19 protein-coding genes, 1 tRNA gene and 1 pseudogene are annotated in these 16,052 nt (G+C 62.5%); 9 read left to right on the forward strand and 12 right to left on the reverse strand.

The features are described 5' to 3' along the window. The first annotated feature begins 148 nt into the window (after nucleotides 1–148). The gene (locus AC1DLO_RS14670) at nucleotides 149–1,006 is read left to right on the forward strand and encodes a prephenate dehydratase (RefSeq protein ID WP_476890481.1); all 858 of its coding nucleotides are present in this window, start codon (nucleotides 149–151) and stop codon (nucleotides 1,004–1,006) included. 112 nt (nucleotides 1,007–1,118) lie between these two features. On the opposite strand, the gene AC1DLO_RS14675 is transcribed toward AC1DLO_RS14670, so the two are convergent. Both AC1DLO_RS14675 and AC1DLO_RS14680 read right to left on the reverse strand, forming a co-directional pair. Then, nucleotides 1,119–2,051, reverse strand: a complete 933-nt coding sequence (locus tag AC1DLO_RS14675; RefSeq protein ID WP_476890417.1) for a patatin-like phospholipase family protein — start codon at nucleotides 2,049–2,051, stop codon at nucleotides 1,119–1,121. A gap of 240 nt (nucleotides 2,052–2,291) precedes the next feature. Continuing rightward, the gene (locus tag AC1DLO_RS14680) at nucleotides 2,292–3,191 is read right to left on the reverse strand and encodes a competence protein CoiA family protein (protein WP_476890418.1); all 900 of its coding nucleotides are present in this window, start codon (nucleotides 3,189–3,191) and stop codon (nucleotides 2,292–2,294) included. An 87-nt stretch (nucleotides 3,192–3,278) separates the two neighbouring features. Between AC1DLO_RS14680 and AC1DLO_RS14685 the strand changes: the two genes are divergently transcribed. The 3 genes from AC1DLO_RS14685 to AC1DLO_RS14695 all read left to right on the forward strand — a co-directional run bounded on the left by AC1DLO_RS14685 (nucleotide 3,279) and on the right by AC1DLO_RS14695 (nucleotide 4,785). Beyond that, nucleotides 3,279–3,998 (forward strand): toll/interleukin-1 receptor domain-containing protein, encoded by a 720-nt coding sequence (locus AC1DLO_RS14685; RefSeq protein ID WP_476890419.1) that lies wholly within the window; start codon nucleotides 3,279–3,281, stop codon nucleotides 3,996–3,998. A gap of 175 nt (nucleotides 3,999–4,173) precedes the next feature. Continuing rightward, nucleotides 4,174–4,356, forward strand: coding sequence for a hypothetical protein (locus tag AC1DLO_RS14690; RefSeq protein ID WP_476890420.1), 183 nt, complete (start codon nucleotides 4,174–4,176; stop codon nucleotides 4,354–4,356). Nucleotides 4,357–4,434: 78 nt separating this feature from the next. Continuing rightward, nucleotides 4,435–4,785: an N-acetyltransferase gene (locus tag AC1DLO_RS14695; RefSeq protein ID WP_476890421.1), complete on the forward strand. Its 351-nt coding sequence runs from the start codon at nucleotides 4,435–4,437 to the stop codon at nucleotides 4,783–4,785. Between the two features lie 13 nt (nucleotides 4,786–4,798). Here AC1DLO_RS14695 and AC1DLO_RS14700 read toward each other — a convergent pair whose 3' ends face one another. The 5 genes and pseudogenes from AC1DLO_RS14700 to AC1DLO_RS14720 form a co-directional block, all read right to left on the reverse strand. Beyond that, on the reverse strand, nucleotides 4,799–5,989 hold the full coding sequence (locus AC1DLO_RS14700) for an AAA family ATPase (RefSeq protein WP_476890422.1): 1,191 nt from the start codon (nucleotides 5,987–5,989) through the stop codon (nucleotides 4,799–4,801). Nucleotides 5,990–6,581: 592 nt separating this feature from the next. Further along, nucleotides 6,582–7,648 (reverse strand): annotated as a pseudogene (locus AC1DLO_RS14705) (IS110 family RNA-guided transposase). A 353-nt stretch (nucleotides 7,649–8,001) separates the two neighbouring features. After that, on the reverse strand, nucleotides 8,002–8,934 hold the full coding sequence (locus AC1DLO_RS14710; protein ID WP_476914510.1) for a hypothetical protein: 933 nt from the start codon (nucleotides 8,932–8,934) through the stop codon (nucleotides 8,002–8,004). Between the two features lie 903 nt (nucleotides 8,935–9,837). Beyond that, the gene (locus AC1DLO_RS14715; RefSeq protein ID WP_476890424.1) at nucleotides 9,838–10,092 is read right to left on the reverse strand and encodes a hypothetical protein; all 255 of its coding nucleotides are present in this window, start codon (nucleotides 10,090–10,092) and stop codon (nucleotides 9,838–9,840) included. Between the two features lie 823 nt (nucleotides 10,093–10,915). Further along, nucleotides 10,916–11,107, reverse strand: coding sequence for a helix-turn-helix domain-containing protein (locus tag AC1DLO_RS14720; protein WP_476890425.1), 192 nt, complete (start codon nucleotides 11,105–11,107; stop codon nucleotides 10,916–10,918). 40 nt (nucleotides 11,108–11,147) lie between these two features. On the opposite strand from AC1DLO_RS14720, the gene AC1DLO_RS14725 reads away from it, so the two are divergent. Further along, nucleotides 11,148–11,339, forward strand: a complete 192-nt coding sequence (locus AC1DLO_RS14725) for a MerR family transcriptional regulator (RefSeq protein WP_476890426.1) — start codon at nucleotides 11,148–11,150, stop codon at nucleotides 11,337–11,339. Between the two features lie 153 nt (nucleotides 11,340–11,492). Here the strand turns inward: AC1DLO_RS14725 and AC1DLO_RS14730 are convergent, their stop codons facing one another. From AC1DLO_RS14730 to AC1DLO_RS14740, 3 genes are all read right to left on the reverse strand, one after another. Further along, nucleotides 11,493–12,089, reverse strand: a complete 597-nt coding sequence (locus AC1DLO_RS14730) for a hypothetical protein (RefSeq protein ID WP_476914511.1) — start codon at nucleotides 12,087–12,089, stop codon at nucleotides 11,493–11,495. Then, on the reverse strand, nucleotides 12,089–12,379 hold the full coding sequence (locus AC1DLO_RS14735) for a hypothetical protein (protein WP_476890428.1): 291 nt from the start codon (nucleotides 12,377–12,379) through the stop codon (nucleotides 12,089–12,091). Before AC1DLO_RS14735 ends, AC1DLO_RS14730 begins: the two co-directional genes overlap by 1 nt. A gap of 70 nt (nucleotides 12,380–12,449) precedes the next feature. Then, on the reverse strand, nucleotides 12,450–12,785 hold the full coding sequence (locus AC1DLO_RS14740) for a hypothetical protein (RefSeq protein ID WP_476890429.1): 336 nt from the start codon (nucleotides 12,783–12,785) through the stop codon (nucleotides 12,450–12,452). Between the two features lie 103 nt (nucleotides 12,786–12,888). Between AC1DLO_RS14740 and AC1DLO_RS14745 the strand changes: the two genes are divergently transcribed. Next, nucleotides 12,889–13,068: a hypothetical protein gene (locus AC1DLO_RS14745; protein WP_476890430.1), complete on the forward strand. Its 180-nt coding sequence runs from the start codon at nucleotides 12,889–12,891 to the stop codon at nucleotides 13,066–13,068. Nucleotides 13,069–13,163: 95 nt separating this feature from the next. Here the strand turns inward: AC1DLO_RS14745 and AC1DLO_RS14750 are convergent, their stop codons facing one another. Further along, nucleotides 13,164–13,568 (reverse strand): SGNH/GDSL hydrolase family protein, encoded by a 405-nt coding sequence (locus AC1DLO_RS14750; RefSeq protein ID WP_476890482.1) that lies wholly within the window; start codon nucleotides 13,566–13,568, stop codon nucleotides 13,164–13,166. Between the two features lie 78 nt (nucleotides 13,569–13,646). On the opposite strand from AC1DLO_RS14750, the gene AC1DLO_RS14755 reads away from it, so the two are divergent. After that, a complete protein-coding gene (locus AC1DLO_RS14755) occupies nucleotides 13,647–14,327 on the forward strand; it encodes a tyrosine-type recombinase/integrase (protein WP_476890431.1) in 681 nt (226 codons plus the stop codon). Nucleotides 14,328–14,388: 61 nt separating this feature from the next. On the opposite strand, the gene AC1DLO_RS14760 is transcribed toward AC1DLO_RS14755, so the two are convergent. After that, a tRNA-Ser gene (locus AC1DLO_RS14760) sits at nucleotides 14,389–14,478 on the reverse strand. A 131-nt stretch (nucleotides 14,479–14,609) separates the two neighbouring features. Between AC1DLO_RS14760 and AC1DLO_RS14765 the strand changes: the two genes are divergently transcribed. Continuing rightward, entirely contained in the window at nucleotides 14,610–15,635 is a 1,026-nt protein-coding gene (locus AC1DLO_RS14765; protein ID WP_476890432.1) for a zinc-dependent alcohol dehydrogenase, read from the forward strand. Nucleotides 15,636–15,637: 2 nt separating this feature from the next. Next, nucleotides 15,638–16,033 (forward strand): 6-pyruvoyl trahydropterin synthase family protein, encoded by a 396-nt coding sequence (locus AC1DLO_RS14770; protein ID WP_476890433.1) that lies wholly within the window; start codon nucleotides 15,638–15,640, stop codon nucleotides 16,031–16,033. The last annotated feature ends 19 nt before the right edge of the window (nucleotides 16,034–16,052 follow it).

The following is a 16,052-nucleotide window of genomic DNA, read 5'->3' on the forward strand; positions in this document are numbered from 1 at the left end:
CCGTCAACGTCGACCGCTCAATCACTACTCTAGACAGGGGACGGATCGAACCAGTCGTTCGGCTCCAGGCACCGCTGCGGATAGCCTTCCGGCCTTGAACGGCGACCCAGTTGGGCTGCTTGGTGTCCTGCATGAAACCATGAGCACCATGACCCAGAAAATTGCGTATCAAGGTGAGGCGGGAGCAAACTCGGATCTCGCGTGCAGGGAAATGTTCCCCGAACTCGAAAGCGTGCCTTGCGCCAGCTTTGAGGACGCCTTTGAACTGGTGTCCACGGGGGCCGTGGACCTGGCCATGATCCCCATCGAGAACTCCATCGCGGGCCGCGTGGCCGACATCCACGTCCTTCTCCCTCAGTCCAAGCTCCAGATCGTTGGCGAGTACTTCTTGCCGATCCGCTTCGATCTCTTAGGCATCCCGGGCAGCACCATCGAGGGCGCCACGGAGGTGCACAGCCACATCCACGCACTCGGGCAGTGCCGCAGGATCATCCGCGAAGCGGGCCTGAAACCAGTCATCGCTGGCGATACCGCTGGCTCCGCAAGGGAAGTGCGCGACTGGAACGACCCCCGCAAACTGTCCCTCGCGCCGCCGCTTGCCGCGCGCCTGTACGGGCTGGACGTCCTGGCCTCCGGCGTCGAAGACGATCCCACAAACACCACGCGCTTCGTGGTCCTGGCCCAGGAACGGGACCTGCCGTCCAAGGCCGACATTCCCGGACCCGCGATCACCAGTTTCGTCTTCCGCGTCCGCAACGTGCCCTCGGCCCTCTATAAGGCCCTTGGCGGTTTCGCCACCAACGGCGTCAACATGACCCGACTGGAGAGCTACATGGTGGGTAACGAATTCTCGGCCACCATGTTCATGGCCGACGTCGAAGGCCACCCTGAGGATGCGCGCCTCCGCCGCGCGCTGGAGGAACTGGAGTTCTTCACCACTGAAGTGCGCGTCCTCGGCGTCTACGCCGCTGACGAATACCGCGCTCGTCAGACAGCCAACGCTTAGCCACACCTGTCGTGTGACGACCCCGGCGCCTCAGGCACCGGGGTCGATCGACTTTCCTTTCGGGCTTCCTCGTCAGGTCGTCATGCCTACCGAGCCGATGGATTCGCGGGCGTCAGCGCCAGAACTTGGCGAGCTGCTCGGCGAGGGCCATGCCTTGCTCGTGTCCGGCCCGCGCCGCGGCCGGACGCATCGACAGATCCATCGCATTGGTGCCGAACATGTGCTCGGAGTTGCTGTCCGGGAAGATCGTCTCGACCCTGCTGCCGCCTGCGCGTAGCTCGTCGACCTGCGCCGCGAGCTGCATGCCCCAGTCCAGCGGATGCAGCGTTCTGCCGCTGAAGGGTGACAGCACCAGCACCCGCCCGTACCCGGCTGCCAGATCGGCATTCTCGTTGCGTCGGTAGCCGCCGTCGATGTATCGATTGTCCCCGGTCCTGTAGGGAAGGCCACTGGAGCAGCTGGCGGCGATGGCGTCCGCCAGGTCGATTCCGCTGTTGCTGTCGAACACTACCGGCTCACCTGTTCGGGCATCGACCGCCGTGACGAGCACTGTTCGTTCCGGCCAGCTCTGACTGGGCAGCCGCGAGGCGACGGTAGTGCGCCACTGTGTCGACCATGAGCCGTCCGAGGCCGCGTCCATGTCGAGTGCCGCTGCGCCCATTCTGCGGCGCATGTCAGCCGCATCCTCAGCGGAGGCGATGATCCTGCTCATCCTCTCCAGCTGGTCCACCACCGGCCTACCAGGATTGTGTCCTGGCCCGGATCCGACCGCACCGGTCCGCTGCTGCGGGGCAGCAGCAAGGACGGCGGCAAGCAGCTCGGCCGGGGTCGCGCCAGCTATCTGGGCCGCGGCCGTCGAGCCGGCCGACGTCCCGACGGTCAGGTCGGCCGTGGTCACGTCCAGCCCGGCTTCGAACAGGCCGGCGACGACGCCGATCAACCAGGCGTTGCCTGTCGATCCGCCGCCACCGAGGACCAACGCGCGCCCGCCCGCGGAGGGCGCCGTCGGAGTGGGGTGCAGAGGTGAAGAAGGTGTTGTGTTCATGGGAGTCGCCTTTCGCGAATTGCATGTGTCGGCGCTCCCGGTGGCGACTAGTTCAGTCGCGCGATCGTGGACTGCGGGGGAGCACCCATTGTGGATACTGCGTTCATGGGACTCACCTCCTGCCGATAGATCACGATCACCGGAACGCTAACACGCCGGCGAAGCCGTGCGCAACAGCTACTGCCGGGTTGCGGAGTCCCTGTCGAACCGTTGCTCTGAGCATCTTTTGTTACCCCTGCCTCAGGTAAAGCAAAAGGCCCCCGTTCCCTTGTAAACAAAGGGAAGCTGGGGCCTTTCAAGTGGCGGTGACGGTGGGGCCAGCCGCTCCCGGCGGGCTTGGAGTTGTACTCGTCTGGCGGCCTCGGGCTTCACGCCGATGAACTCATTGAGGTCCGCCGGCGGCACGAGCTTTCCGGCATCAGAGATGCTCCACTCACCCAGCGGGGCGGCCGCGTAGTGGGTGGGTGTGAGCAGATAGTCCTCATTAGTGGGGTGGCGGTAGCGCCCGGCGTAGCTGGCAACGAGGACCCCAAGCTCCTCGTGCTGCAGGTCCAGCACGACGCTCACCAGGGGAAGGTCGAGCACCGGGTCGGGAACTTCGGGCGCCCACAGCCACAGGTCGCGGATACCCTCGTTGCCGTATCCGCAGTGGCGTCGGTCCCAGTCGCTCCAGGCCACGGGCTTGCGCTGGACCTCGAAGGCGAGGTGGCCGCCGCCGGTGATCTCGGCGCGGACGTCGCTGCGCAGCCTGGCCCCGGTTACCCACACCTCCTCCTCGATTGACCAGGGGAAGATGTGGCGCTGGTCCCGGGCCCAGCTGCTGATGAGTGCCTTGCCGCGCAGGTGTTCAGCGGTCTCGCCATGCCGGCGAAGACCGTCCGGCGCTTCGCCGGGCTGGTGGCGTAAATGGGGCCGGCGGGCGGTGGATTTGACCAGGGAGAGAGGTGCGTCGCGGACGTCTTCCTTGCAGTCCACGCACACGATCTGGCGGGAGCCGTGGAATCCGTGGCGGTCGTAGTAGGAGTTGTTTCCCCGACTCATGGCCGCTGCAGGGACGATGCTGCCGTCCGCGTTGTTGTACGCGACGAGCGGATCGGTGGGCAGCCAGCCCAGTGGGGTCAGCCTGCGGATCTCGGTCATGGGGCCAGTATGACCGGGCGGGCTGACAATCAGGGGCCTGCCATCATGTGACTCAGATATGTCGGCGCGTGCTGCTAGGATCCGGCCATGAGCAGATGTACAGCACCCCGTCAGGGGCACAGATCAGCAGCCGCGAGAGCCAACTGTCCCGCGTGCGGGGGTAGAAGCTACGGCTACTCGCCCCGTCCCTACTACGCGCCAGAGCCGACCTACACGCGGAGCAGCAGTGGCGGCGGATCGGGCAGCGGCGGATCAAGCAGTGCCGCAAGAACGCGTCCGCGGTGGTCACCAAGCACCTCGACCGTCACGTACACCCCGGCCGAAGTGCAGGCTCTGACACCTGTTCGGAGTGCGGTCGAAGCCCGCGCGGGTCGGCCTGAACTTCGAGACGTTTTTCTTTGCCACGCATGGGATGACCGACGCGGCGCCGCTACGGAACTGCACGACCTCCTTGAGGCCGCGGGCGCCTCAGTCTGGTTCAGTGAGAAGGACATTGTGCTTGGGCAGCCGTTCCTGCGGGAAATCGACAGGGGTCTGGCGAAGTCCCGTACGGGCATCGTCCTCGTTACCCCCGCGTTGCTGAAGCGCGTGGATGGTGGCGGGGTGTCTGACAAGGAGCTTTCGGCGCTCCTAGCGCGCAACCTGCTGATCCCCGTTATCCACGGTACGACCTATGAAGAGCTGCGGGACGTGAGTCCGCTGCTCGGCTCCCGAAACGGGTTGGACACGGCTGATGATTCGATGGCTGTTGTCGCTGCCAAGATCGCCGAGCTGGTCGCCGTGGAGGACGAGCTCGTAACTGTGTAGCCGCATAGCGAACATAGCAGTACACGACAGAGAGGGCCGGCAGAGCGCTGGCCCTCTCTGTCGTGCGGGGGTCCTCGGCGGCAGCGCCACCTGCCGGAGCCTCCCTCTATTAATGCGCGCGGAACCGCCATAGACTGCCCCGGAGTGAATCACACTGCCGACCGGAGGGAACCGCATGCCGTCGCTGGACCCTGTGAATCTGACCTTCCAGTACGGGTGCGTGTACAACGGCATCCCCAACCCGGAGCATGAACCGGAAGATTATTCGAAGGCGTGGACGCTCAATGCCTATGTGGGGTTCGACGAGCGCGCTGACGGCAACGGCGACGAAGTCCATGTCGGGGGCGCGCTGTTCTAAATCGTCACGGACGTCTCGGAGATTGACCGGCTGGATACTCTCGACGCGGTCAGCCAGGAGCTGTACAACGTTGCGCACATGCTCACCCATGAGCGGCCCGATCTGATGCCGTCGATGCAGCCCGGCCTCCTGTACCTTCAGTCTGTCCAGGTGAAACCCGAGTTCCGCGGACACCGGGTCGGCCAGACGATCATGGAAGCGATCCTGGCCACCGTGGAACGCGGCGTCGGCCGCGTTGTCCTGATGCCCGCACCGATCCTCCGCGACGAGGAGGGCAAGTGGATGGAGGGCACCCCGAAGGAGGACACTGCCGAGCATCTCAGGGTACAGGCGGCATTGAAGCGCTACTGGATGGACTTCGGCTTCATCGAGGCGACGCCGACGTACCTGGCCCTGGACACAACCGAAAAGTACGGTTCACAGCGCTGAGAGAGAGTCCCGGCTAAGACGTCCTGTTGTCCAGTTCGTGATGCTGGCGCGCAATGAAGGCCGCCATGCCGGGCACGGTGAAGGCGACCTGCCCGTATTCGGGCGAGTAGATCAACCCCTTCGAGATCAGCTGGGCGCGGGTGGGACCAAGCCTGTTTGCCTTCACGCCCATCCGCGCGGCGAGGGCACCTGTGTTCGACGGCCCGTCGCCGTCCTGGGCCATGGCGTCCATGTAGTCCCGTTCCCTGGGCGTTGCCCGGTCCCACCGGGACGGGAAGAATCCGGCGTCCAGGCGTTGCCGCCCGATACTGGCGGCCACGGCGGCTTCCTCGCCGGTGAACGGGCTCTTGGCGGCCACCTCCCACATGGCGCTGCCGAATTCCTGAATGAAGTAGGGGTAGCGGCCGGATGCGTTGAGCAGCGTTTCCAGGGCTTCGGGGCTGTAGTTCTGGCCCATCTGTGATGCCGGAACAGTAAGGGACTCTGCGGCCTGGGCCACGCTCAGCCGGCCGATCCGCCGGTAGTCAAAGAGGCGTTCGGCATAGCTCCGGGCGTCTGCGAGCCGGGCGGGCAGGTCAGGGAGACCCGCTCCCGTGGCGAAGAACGGCAGCTCGTTCTGGACGGCGAAGTGCTGGACGGTCACCAGCGCCGCCAGGAGCTCGTCGTCGACATCCTGCATCTCGTCGATGAAGACGGCGAGGCCCTTTTTCAGCGAACGGAGGGCCCGGGAAACGTCCTCGACCACGTCGTGCAGGTCGATGTCCATGAAGCCGGTGGATGCTCGGGTGCTGTCAACGTCCACGCCGAGGGAGACACCTTCGACCCCGACGGTGGCGCTGAAGGAGGTGACAGTGCGCAGGAACCGCTTGACCGGCTCGACCCCGATCTGGGAGACGAAGCGCCGCGAGGCGACCTGGAGTTCGCGTGCCAGGGTGCGGCGGATGTCGCGTGCCCCGTCTGCACCCGGGCGTCCTTCGAGCTTGATGGTCAGCCAGCCGTGGTGGTCCGCGATGCCTTTGAGCCTGTTCAGCAGCACGGTCTTTCCCACCCCGCGCAGTCCGCTCAGGACCATCGGCCTGGCCGGCAAGGACCTCTCCGTGCGGGCAACCAGAAGATCGAAGGCAGTTATCTCCGATTCGCGGCCGGCGAGGAAGCGGGGCGGCACGCCGGACCCCGGATTGTAGGGGTTCATCTGTGGCTCCATGGTCCAAGTATATCGAGTTCTAGCCACTTCTACGGAAATGCATAGATGTGGCTAGAACTTCTTATACGTTGTTATACCCGGCTGCCGTCCCGGCGGGTAAGCGGCCGCCATACGAATGAAAGGCCCCGGGCCGATGATCGGTCCGGGGTCCTTCCGTGTTGGTTCGCGCTCTGGACGCCGGCTTGGGGCTGGCTGCCGTTCGGCAAGTTCCAGACCCTTATACGAAAAACCCTAGAACCCCCTATAACTTCTTATGACTGAGGGCTTGAACCCTACGGCTAAGCCAAGGCTCAGGGGCGCGGCCGGAGGTCGGCGCGAAACCAATACGAGGCCGGTCCTTCAAACTGCTCCGGCCCACGGCTGAGCTTTCCGTGCCCGCCAAGCCGTGGCCTCAGCCATCTCCGGGGGAGTGGGGCAGACCATCCGGTTTCTGCTTTGCACGGCTGGATGTCTCGAGCAAGGCATCCGACGTGGGTGCGAGTCCACGGTCCGGTTCGGGTGGGTCGTGTCGCGACGGTCGATTCAGGGGCTGCCTCTGGCCGGGACCTGAATTCGGAATAAGGCCACAACATAATGACCCTTCTATGGTTCGTCAAGCGTGGCTGGGGGCTGGGTTTGTTGCGTTGAGTGTTCGGTAGATCCGTCGGGCGAGATAGCGTTTCACGCACCGGCGGATCTCCTTTTTGGTCCGTCCTTCGGCTTGTCGTTTCTGGACGTATCCGATGGTCTCGGTGTCGAAGGCCATCCTGCTGAGGGCGACCATGTGCAGGGCTTTGTTCAGGGTTCTGTCGCCGCCGCGGTTGAGCCGGTGCCGGATGGTGTTCCCGGAAGAGGCCGGGATCGGGCTGACCCCGGCGAGGGACGCGAAGGCGGCCTCGGAACGGACCCCCCCTGGTGGGACCATGCGGTCAGGCAGATCGCGGCGGTCACGGGACCGAAGCCGGTTTCCTGCAGCAGGGGCGCGGCTTCGCTGATTTCGACCAGTTCGGTGATCCGGGAACCGTTGGTTTTGATGTCCGCGTCGAGTTCGCTGATGCGTGTGGCCAGCCGGACCGCTTCGGAGCGGGCAACGGACAATGCCAGCGGTTCGTCACGGGCCCGCCACCGGGAGACCTCGAGGATCTGGGTTCCGGTCAGGGGCTTGCGGGCGTCCAGGCCCAGCTCGTTCACCCGGGCCAGGGCGGTCAGTGCGTTCACGGACCGGGTGCGGTCGGCGGTCATGGACTCCCGCGCGGTAACCAGGACCCGCAAGGCTGCGCGGACCCCGTCGTTGAGCCGGGGCCTGCGCAGTTGCTCTTCCCGGAGGGGAAGGACGGCCGCGGCGATCCGGTGCGCATCCAGCACATCGGACTTGCCGACCCCGCGGTGGGTGCGGGCATCCATCCGTGCGGCTTCGGCGACCTGGTAGCCGGCTGCGCCGACGGTGCCGGGCAGCAGGGCGCCGTAGGAGGCGGCGCCCTCGATCACCCACAGGGTTCCCAGGTCCGCGCCGGTGCGTCGCGCGACCCAGGCGATGGCCCGGTTGATGCCGGCGCTGGTGGTGGGGAAATCCCGGGTCTGAAGCAGTTCCCCGGTAGCGGTGGTGATGGCGTAGACATGGTTTTTGGCGTGGGTGTCGACGCCGACGACAAAGGGGTGGGAATGCGCAACGATAGTCATAGCGGTTCCGGCACCTTCCTCTATTTCGCGGATATGGTCAGGGCCGCAAGCGGCCGGTACCAGTCCGGGTAGAGGTCACTTCGGAACAGCACTGTGACGAGCCACGCCCCGTCAAACGGGGCGGGCAACCTTCTGATCAAGTCACCGAGGTGGGCCGGGCAGGTACCGGCCGCCCACCCCGCGGACGGACAGGTCACTAAAATGGCACCCCGACGGGGCCAGCCGTTATGTGAGTCACGACCGCGGGGCGGCACGGCCAGCACCTACTCTGCCAGCCAGTCCCAGACCAGCCACCCCAATCCTCACAGCCTGTTATGGGGTCCAGGTTGAAATCGCCGAGCACGATCAGGTTGCTAAGCAGGCGAATATCCTAGGTCTTCATGCGTCACGAATCGCTTCGGATTGGACTGCGCTATGCGCGTGACCTCGTCGACGAATATCCCAATGCGCTTCGCGAGGTAGTCGTCGAGGGCGTCGGCTGTCACAACGTCGACGTAGAAGTTGCCATCCACATTTTTGCCTTTGATCTGGCGAGTCATGGTCGCCCACTGCACCTTACGAGGGTTGAGATCCGCCTCAGATACATCCAAGACATATATTGGTGCAGAGGTGACCACCACCGGATAGTAGAAAATTATGCTGGCCCAGTCGCGACCGGGCTCATGCGATACGTAACTACCTCGTTTGTTAGTGGAACGGAAGTACGTTAGTGCTTTCGCCAGGGGATATACGAGAGAGGTGAAGATTCCATGATTGTCCGCGAGCCAGGTTTTCTTCCGATCAAGACGAGTCATCTGGCTGGCTACGAAGTCTAAATCCCAAGGGTTACCAGGCAACCTGCGGAGTCCGAGGTAGGTCCGCGCATCGGTGGTCTCAATTTGTTGCCTATTGTCACCGATCGGAGTGCGGCGGGTTTCCACCCGCTCGAAGCGAAATTGTTGCTCGATTCGAGGTCGATCTGCGACTTCTTCGTAGGGAGGACGACCGATTAGCACGTAAGGCATTGTGCTCTGCTTGCACTCTGCGATCACCCGCACGCCAACAGTAAACGCGAGATCCCTGTCCGTGAATAGTTGTCTGTATCCCGAAACATCAATTTCCCGGGAAATTGCGGTGTCGTCGGGATCAGGAAAAGCCTGGCCCATCTGCGTGTAGTAGCCTGCCGCACGTAGAGCCGTTTCCGWGTCATGCTCGAGCAACCACCCTGCTGTCCGAACTGCGCCGATGATTTCATCAGTCGACGGTTGTCCAGGTTCAACCACCCCGTCGTCGACGTTCTCCATCATTGCCACCCTTTATCTCCCTTCACGGTGTTCCGACAACCAGAGCTAATTCTTTGTCTGCATTAGCGTAGTGCGGCGAACGCTTCTGACGCGGACTAAAGCTCGCTTCGGTCTGTTAAGCAGGTGCCGATACAGGAGAAGATGAGGGCCGAGCCGCCGCTGGCTGCTGTCGCTACTGTGAGCCGGCCCTGAACCGGCCCAGCAGTGCCACTCCAGCCGCCGTTGTTCACTGCAATCCTGACCAGGGTGGCAGGGCCTATGGAATCCCCCGCACTAGATCCCTTTTGTGCGGCTCATCTGCCACAGGGGCATGATTACTCCCGTGCGCGGGCTCGGCCTTTGCGGAGCAGCGCAACTGGGCTCTTGCCGACGCCGAATCCCGCTGCAACCGTGGCACAGCCACCAGCAGGGTCCGGGCTGGCCTGCTGTGCCGTGGTAGCGGGGGCGCATTTTTGTAGTTTTCGTCGTGACTGCAGCAGCCTAGGGCAGGCACCGACATTCGCCGAAGGGATGGCCGAGGATTCCTCGGCGTATGGTTCCGGCGCGACGGCCGGCACTGGTCGAGGCGAAACCCCGGGGACTAGGGGGTTTGTGCTATCAGAAACGTTGCCAGCTCAGCGTCGGTTGGTTCTCTGACTTCCACCGGAAGGATTGCTGGGACCGGGCTGAGATAGTCATTGATGGATGTCTGGCCGTCAAGGTGAGTTGCTGGCTGGTACTCTGCATCCTCGTGCATAAAGGCCCTCCGGATTCGTTGTCCAATCACAGTAACGCGTAAGAGGTCGGATCCGAGCGGAAGCTGATGTGGGATCTGTAGTTCGGAGAACAGGAAGGCTGTCCTCCCTTTCCTGCACGGCACTGCCTCACTGTCCTGGACCGGGCCCACGAGGACGCCCCGAACTAGGCCTAGCCTTGGTCAGCCTCCTTTAGGTCGATCTGAAACAGCGCCGTCCACCTCATTCTCTCTCCCACCGACTCACCGAAGATACCGACCTGAGACTGAACAAATTCACCCTCTTCGAGCTGTTCCTCGACTTCCTCGCGAGCTTCCATCCAAAGGCGTTCTTGATCGTGGGTATACCCCTCGGGTCGGTTCAGCGTCACTTGGAGAGATTTGGGGTACGGGGCAGCTTTGAACTGGGCTTCTTCAACGTTCGTCATGTCGGAAGGATACAGGTCAGGGTTCCAGGGCTTGCCCTGGTGTTCGCTGCGCTCCAACCATCAACGGATCTCCGCTGGCGCGGCCGCGTTGCTCACCAGTGGGACAGCGGAGCGGAAGGGCAAAGTTGTAGCTTGCAAGGGCCCCGAAGTTAAGTTTTGCCAATTCTTTGCCAATGAACCAGCTCCGGGCAAAGCAAAGGCCCCCGATCCCTTGTAAACAAAGGGAAGCAGGGGCCTTTCAAGTGGCGGTGACGGTGGGATTTGAAACCTCTCCCGCGTCATTGCTGGCAAGGGAAACCGCTAGATTCCGGGGATTTTCATCACCTGAAATCATCCCTTTTCACACTAAATGTGGGCAGGATGTGGGCAAAATGTGGGCAGGGACGCCTCCTACGGACTTTCTGCGGACTGGGCACGACGAGAAGGGCGGACATACTGTGGACACCCTTGGCGGCGCGCCGCTGCTGACCATTTAGGAGGGCCCGGGCCAGATGACAAACCGATTCAAGATCGCCGAAGCGCAGGAACGTCTTGCTGCGACGATCCAAAACATTGCCGAGGTTGAGACCGACCGTCGAAAACTGGCGCTACCTCAGTAAAGGCCCTGCCTACGTGAAGCTGACCACCGAAGATGTCGCGGACCTGCTCGGGGTCAAACCGGGCACATCCATTCTTGGATCGATTCGCCGCGGTATCGGACTGCACCGCCTGCCTCACCTAAGCCGCCGGCCGACGGCACCCAAACAACGCAGGTCAAGGCTGCGCCGAAGAGTGCCGTGCTGCTTCATCAGCAAAGAGCGGGCCTAAGGTCCCTGCAGCCTGGTTAGGCTCGGGGTGATTCGGCAGGTAGGGAGTCAAGCCATTCGGCGAGGTCTTCGTGCCGGATGACGCCTTTTGAGTTTGCGTATCGGGCGGCCAGGCTTCCGTCGGTGACTTGCTGGCGGATGGTGCGTTCGCTGTAGCCCGTCATTTCGGCGGCTTCGAGGAATGTGTACGCGAGTTTTTGAACCGTCATGAAACCGATAGTAGAAGGCGCGCATGCCAAACTGGGGCACATGACGGAGTCTTATGCCACCACGCAGGACATGGCGGCAAAGTATCGGATAGCCGACGAAACCGTGCGGCGCAAAGTCCAAACAGGGGAGTGGCCCTGTGACCGCATCGGTCGCCTCTACCGCTTCTCACCTGACCAGCAAGACGAGATTGCACAGATCATCGCCGGAAGACAGCCGTTCAGTGACAAATGAAGAGGGCGGGCGGGGTGCATGCCCTATTCCGGGGCGTGGCTTCGCGCCCGCGGCAGTAGCGAATTCTCGCTCATTGGTCGTTTTCCACAGATGGGCAGCCGGTAGTCGTGGGGCTCCGGATAAAAGGCGCGTTAAGTGGCCTAACCCTCAGGCTTACGCCGCTTCCGAATTGCGCCCCTCGGCCGCAGCCGACCGAAGCGCAGGCCGCCCAACGAAAGCAGACAGCTTTGTCCTGAAAAGCACTCGGGATTCATCGTCGATCTCGAAAACCTTTTGAGCGCTGAGGATCTTTGCCGCGTCGAAGGCTTTCCCAATGGAGACCATTGCCGAAAAATCGACAACCCCCATCTCAACGTCAACATCCGTCAGATCCTGAACCCTGACGGGGAAAAGCTGCAGATAGTCGAAATATGCCCCGTCTTCACTTTGCCYGAGCTCCCCGCTCGTGCGCACCATTTCGTATCGATTGTGCGTCTTGGGGAGAGCGAAGACTGGGGCTATCAGGATGCCCTTTCGATCGCGAGGGTTCTCCAGGTCGCAATCGTAGGAACAGATAGATACGAGGCGTTTCGTCGTCCCGGTACCGGTGAGCACCTTTGGAAGCGCCGGCATCTGAACATGTGTGGGCTTCTGACCCATTCCAGCTACAAACGAGGATGTGTCAATGTTCCAATGCGGGAACAAGTCAATCTGACAGATATCTCCTTGGCGCAAGTCAGTGGAGATGGATGTGAGAGCTGCATCCGCCACTACTCGAGGCCCCCCTCAATCGTTCCCTTCTCGCCACCGCGAGGGTCGTACCCTCGAAACTCGGACAGCCACGACGATGGGACAAAGAATGGTTCAGGCTCTCCGAAATCGACATCCAAGAAGTCTTCCTCGGTGGCGGCGGATGGCTGCGGGATGAACGTTGAGGTTGTGAGGGGAATGACTGACTTCATTGGAAGGTCCATGGAATAGGTCCTCACCGAAATCTCTATGTTTTTGGTGATACCGGCGCGAAGCGTCACGTTTGAGTCGCCGGCGATGATCTCGTGCACCGGAACGAGACCCCCACCGGAAGCCAAGCCAGCGGCTAGGGGGAATGCAACCAAGGCCTGGCTTCGGCCGTTAGTGGGCGGCATTTGACACCGCTGAAGTATTGTCAGCAATTAGCTGCCCTAGGACTTCATGGAGCTTTGCGGCCGCCTCCAGCGGCAGGTAGATGTCTCCCACGGGGACGATCGGCGCGACGAGACTTTGGATCTGCTCCCGAGTCGCATTGGAGGGGGCGACAGGGCCATTCACATACCCGAAGGTCAGCTGAACGCCCTGCGGGACTCCGCCATCGCCCCCAGAAACGCGAAGCATGACCTGATTGGCAACACTGGGCACGGCTCTAGGGTCGATTTCCCAGCTGGCTTGAAGCTCGAACGCCATTGCTACCGGGACTGCTGATTCTGACATGTCGTGATTATGGCACATTCGTTATGCGGGTCGATAGTTCCGAGACTTCAGTGATTGCCCTCCATCCGTCGGGGGGTGTTGACTCCGGTTGTAGGCTTCAGCCATGACAACTGGGGAAAATCTTTTGAATCTGACCATCGAATACCAGCAGGCAAAGGCCGCTGTTGACGCCGGCCAGCTCGCGCCAGGGCGGACGCCCGAAGAGATCGCTGCCGAATATGAGCAGGCTCTTAAAACCTTAGCTAACGGCTCGGCCATTTCAATGAATTTGGCGCTCGGCTAAACCCCTGGGAAGAACAACGAAAGCAGCCCCCGCTATCCGAAGATGACGGGGGCTGTTCGCGGTTGTCACAGACGACTTGTCCAGGTTTCCCTTATCTAGAGCCCAAGCGCTTTGATTATTGCTCTGGCAATCAAGCCGTTACCGGCCGCATTCGGGTGCGTAGGGTCGTTGTAAAGTCCCAGCGCGTTGGCTGCCGGCTGGCCACCGATCAGGTCCTGCAGGTCAACGAGTGGCAGGTCGTTGCTGTCCGCCAGTTCGTAGAGTGCTTTCGTATACAGTGTCACGTCGGCCGCAGCTGACGGCGCGGAGGTAACAAGGACGACGCTTGCGCCATTCGATTTCGCCGCAGTCACAGCAGCCTGCATTTGAGCCTTGTATGTTGCAACCGCAGTCCCGGACGTCGCGTCGTTGATCTCCGTCATGAGAAATATCAAGTCAGCGTTGATCGATGTTGCTCCAGCGGCGAAATATATGGTGCTGTAGGGGCTGGGGTCGGCCAGGCTACGCCACGAAAGCCCAAAGGGGCGACGCTGGTAATCCGGTCCTACGGTGTCCTGGCATCAATCCTGGACGACGCCGTGAGTGATCGGCGGACACTGAGCAATCCTGCCCGTGGCGTCTCGCTTCCCCGGAAAGTGAAGAAGCCGCACGTCTACCTGAGTCACGATCAGGTGCACGAGCTGGCGGCCGCGAGCAAGTACCCGGGGCTGGTCCTGGTACTGGCCTATTGCGGGATCCGTTGGGGCGAGGCAACCGCGCTGAAGGTCAAGCACCTCGATATGCTCCGACGTCGGCTCATGATCGAGGAGAATGCCGTCCAGGTCGGTTCTGTGATCCATGTCGGCACTCCCAAGAACCACAAGAAGCGGACGGTGCCCTTTCCGAAGTTCCTGGCCAAAAAGTTGGCTGCGCAATGCGAGGGCAAGGGCCGGGATGACCTGGTGTTCCCGGACGAGAACGGGCACTACCTCCGCGCTGCACGGGTGCACGAGGACAATATGAGCTGGTTTGCTTACGCAATCAAGCGAGCGGGCGTTCCGCGGATCACTCCGCACGACTTGAGGCACTCCGCGGCGAGCTTCGCAGTATCGGCTGGCGCCAACGTGAAAGTGGTCCAAAAGATGCTCGGTCACAGCTCGGCCGCCATGACTCTGGACACCTACGCGGATCTGTTCGACGGGGACTTGGACTCAGTTTCAGACGCTCTGGATCACGCGGTCTCTCTGGCGAGTGTGGGCAAAATGTGGGCAAACCCCTGATTCCAGCAAAGCAAAAGGCCCCCGTTCCCGTGTAAACACAGGGAAGCAGGGGCCTTTCAAGTGGCGGTGACGGTGGGATTTGAACCCACGTTGGCTTTTACACCAAACAACATTTCGAGTGTTGCACCTTCGGCCGCTCGGACACGTCACCAACTGAAATAGGGTACCGGAGTGGAGCCCTGTTCCCCAAAACGGCCCCGCCAGGCCGCCGTCAAACGGCGGCACTCCCGGAAGTGCCAGCCCTTCCGCATTCGCGGCTGCGGGGCTACATTCACAGGCAAGATGACTCTCCCGGATCACGCACCGCAGAACACGCCCACGCAAACGGCATTGGCCTACTGGACCGTGGGCCCGTGCCAAGGTGAACTGCGGAGCGAGGACCTTCCGGCTCCGGCGCACGGCGAGGCTTTGGTTCGGGCCTTGTATTCGGGCATCAGCAGGGGCACGGAACTGGTGGTCCACGAAGCCCACGTCCCTCCACGCACTGCGAAGGCAATGCGCGCACCCCATCAGACGGGAGATTTTCCGGGGCCGGTCAAGTTCGGCTACCTGTCGGTCGGCGTCGTCGAGGAAGGCCCCGAAGACTGGACTGGGCAAAACGTCTTCTGCCTGCATCCCCATCAGGACCGCTACGTCGTGCCTGTCACCTCGCTCACGCGAATACCCGACGGCGTGCCGCCACGCCGCGCCGTGCTCACCGGCATCGCGGAGATTGCCCTCAACGCACTCTGGGAGGCTGGGCCGCGCCTCGGTGACAGGATCGCCGTCGTCGGGGCCGGACTGGTGGGTGGCATGACCGCAGCGCTCTTGCGCGGCTTCCCGCTGGGGCGCTTGCAACTGGTGGAAACGGATCCGCGCAAGCGCGGCTTGGCGGAATCCCTAGGCGTGGAGTTCGCGCTTCCGGACGACGCGCTCCAGGACTGCGACATCGTGTTCCACTGCTCGGCCACGGATGAAGGATTGGCCCGAAGCCTGCAGTTGGTGGGTGACGAGGGCGAGATTATCGAGCTCTCCTGGTACGGGAACCGGGCTGTTTCCGTGCCGCTGGGCGAGGACTTCCATGCCCGGCGCTTATCCATCCGCGCCAGCCAAGTGGGGGTGGTGGCGCGTTCACGCCGGCACCGCAGGACGTCCAATGAACGGCTGCAGCTGGCATTGTCCTTGCTGCGGGACCCGGTGTTCGACGCCTTCCTCACGGGAGAGTCGCAGTTCGAGGAGCTCCCAGGGGTCTTCGATGGCCTGGAAAACGGCGAGCTGGACGATCTTTGCCATGTCATTGCCTATCCAAAAACCGGAAGCAAGGACTAACCATGTTCAGCCTCACCGTCCGCCGGCATTTCATGATCGCGCATAGCCTCCCGCGGGAATCGTTCGGGCCCGCCCGAGGACTGCACGGAGCTACGTTCGTGGCCGAGGTGACGTTCCGCCGCGCGGAACTGAACGACGATGCCATCGTGCTCGACATCGGTGCCGCCGGAACCATCCTGGACGAGGTGCTGGCCCGACTGAACTACAGGAACCTTGACGAGCACCCCGACTTCGCCGGACAGCTCACGACGACGGAGATGCTGGCCCGCTTCATCGCGGAAGCGGTTGCCGCTAAAGTCCGCGAGAGCGACGACGGCGGTGCGCTCGCCGGCGTCGACGTGCTGTTGCGCGAGCATCCCGACGCCTGGGCAGGCTTCTCCCTGGATTTCGAGCGCTAGCTCGCGCGGGACTGCCGCG

This window comes from Arthrobacter sp. 01T419 (assembly GCF_056398865.1).